This window comes from Ruegeria sp. Ofav3-42, from assembly GCF_022347725.1.
GTDB lineage: Bacteria > Pseudomonadota > Alphaproteobacteria > Rhodobacterales > Rhodobacteraceae > Ruegeria.
In genome coordinates this window covers 1-2,500 of the sequence record NZ_JAKRGB010000041.1, presented here as the reverse complement: position 1 = coordinate 2,500, position 2,500 = coordinate 1, and the positions used below count along the sequence as shown (strand labels likewise).

At 54.5% G+C, this 2,500-nt stretch carries 1 tRNA gene and 2 rRNA genes (1 of these 3 cut by a window edge); all 3 read left to right on the top strand.

Annotated features, from left to right (window positions below):
- Positions 1–1,966: ribosomal RNA gene (locus MHN28_RS24550) — 23S ribosomal RNA — on the top strand; it begins 866 nt to the left of the window's first position.
- A 180-nt stretch (positions 1,967–2,146) separates the two neighbouring features.
- Positions 2,147–2,261: ribosomal RNA gene (gene rrf / locus MHN28_RS24545) — 5S ribosomal RNA — on the top strand.
- Between the two features lie 45 nt (positions 2,262–2,306).
- Positions 2,307–2,383, top strand: a tRNA-Met gene (locus MHN28_RS24540).
- Positions 2,384–2,500: the final 117 nt, after the last annotated feature.

Here is a 2,500-nt window from a genome sequence, read left to right as displayed (position 1 = left end):
GAATACCCCGGGGGGTAGAGCACTGGATGGGTAATGGGGCCCCACAGGCTTACTGATCCTAACCAAACTCCGAATACCCGGGAGTACTAGATGGCAGACACACTGCGGATGCTAACGTCCGTAGTGGAGAGGGAAACAACCCTGACCTACGACTAAGGCCCCCAATTCATGGCTAAGTGGGAAAGCAGGTGGGACGACCAAAACAACCAGGAGGTTGGCTTAGAAGCAGCCATCCTTTAAAGATAGCGTAACAGCTCACTGGTCTAAATAAGTTGTCCTGCGGCGAAGATGTAACGGGGCTCAAGCCATGAGCCGAAGTCTAGGGATGCGTAAGCATCGGTAGCAGAGCGTAGTGTGACATAGTTCCTATCCTCTTTAGCGTTCTTCGGAACGCCTTGGAGGATATTTGGAGCTTTCGATGAAGCGGGCGCGTGAGCGATCCCGTGGAGAGATCACTAGTGAGAATGATGACATGAGTAGCGACAAAGAGTGTGAGAGACACTCTCGCCGAAAGTCCAAGGGTTCCTGCTTAAAGCTAATCTGAGCAGGGTAAGCCGGCCCCTAAGCCGAGGCCGAAAGGCGTAGGCGATGGGAACTAGGTTAATATTCCTAGGCCAGGAGGATGTGACGGATCACAGGTGTAGTTCAATCTTATCGGATTGATTGGGCTGCTGAGTGGTTCCTGGAAATAGCCCTCCATCAGACCGTACCCTAAACCGACACAGGTGGACTGGTAGAGCATACCAAGGCGCTTGAGAGAACGATGTTGAAGGAACTCGGCAAAATACCTCCGTAAGTTCGCGAGAAGGAGGCCCGGTTCCTAGGCAACTAGGGGCTGGGGGCACAAACCAGGGGGTGGCGACTGTTTATTAAAAACACAGGGCTCTGCGAAGTCGCAAGACGACGTATAGGGTCTGACGCCTGCCCGGTGCCTGAAGGTTAAAAGGAGAGGTGAGAGCCTTGAATTGAAGCCCAGGTAAACGGCGGCCGTAACTATAACGGTCCTAAGGTAGCGAAATTCCTTGTCGGGTAAGTTCCGACCTGCACGAATGGCGTAACGACTTCCCCGCTGTCTCCAACATCGACTCAGCGAAATTGAATTGCCTGTCAAGATGCAGGCTTCCCGCGGTTAGACGGAAAGACCCCGTGCACCTTTACTACAGCTTCGCACTGGCATCAGGATTGTGATGTGCAGGATAGGTGGTAGGCTTTGAAACCGTGACGCCAGTCGCGGTGGAGCCTCCCTTGAGATACCACCCTTCGCACTCTTGATGTCTAACCGCGGTCCGTTATCCGGATCCGGGACCCTGCGTGGCGGGTAGTTTGACTGGGGCGGTCGCCTCCTAAAGCGTAACGGAGGCGCGCGAAGGTTGGCTCAGAGCGGTCGGAAATCGCTCGTTGAGTGCAATGGCAGAAGCCAGCCTGACTGCGAGACTGACAAGTCGAGCAGAGTCGAAAGACGGCCATAGTGATCCGGTGGTCCCGAGTGGAAGGGCCATCGCTCAACGGATAAAAGGTACGCCGGGGATAACAGGCTGATACTGCCCAAGAGTCCATATCGACGGCAGTGTTTGGCACCTCGATGTCGGCTCATCTCATCCTGGGGCTGGAGCAGGTCCCAAGGGTACGGCTGTTCGCCGTTTAAAGAGGTACGTGAGCTGGGTTTAGAACGTCGTGAGACAGTTCGGTCCCTATCTGCCGTGGGTGTAGGAGACTTGAGAGGAGTTGCCCCTAGTACGAGAGGACCGGGGTGAACGATCCACTGGTGGACCAGTTGTCGTGCCAACGGCAGTGCTGGGTAGCTATGATCGGACAGGATAACCGCTGAAGGCATCTAAGCGGGAAGCCCCCCTCAAAACAAGGTCTCCCTGAGGGCCGTGGAAGACCACCACGTCAATAGGCCGGAGATGTAAGCGCAGTAATGCGTTCAGTTGACCGGTACTAATCGCCCGATAGGCTTGATTTGATCCAGTAATGGAAAGACAAATCAAAAACATACACCTTTGACTAAGGACAGCGTCGCAGCACCTAGCCGCGATGTTGATTGATACAACAACCGTGCAGGAACGCGCATCCGCTTCGCGAATACGCTGCCTCCTGCCCGTCGCTTTTGCTCAGCAAAAGTCGACGTGGGGATTTTCCTCGGTTTGGTGGTCATAGCGCAAGTGAAACACCCGGTCCCATCCCGAACCCGGAAGTTAAGCACTGCCGCGCCAATGGTACTTGGGCTTAAGCCCCGGGAGAGTAGGTCACCGCCAAACCTAGTAAAATCCCCCTTCTCTCTAAACGATGAAAACAACACCTGGCGCGGGGTGGAGCAGTCCGGTAGCTCGTCAGGCTCATAACCTGAAGGTCAGAGGTTCAAATCCTCTCCCCGCAACCAACTTCTAACAGCCCGTTCGATCTACAAACAGTCCACCGGACTGTCTGCTTAACGATCAAACATCGTCAGGCTCATAACCTGAAGGTCAGAGGTTCAAATCCTACTCCCGCAACCAAC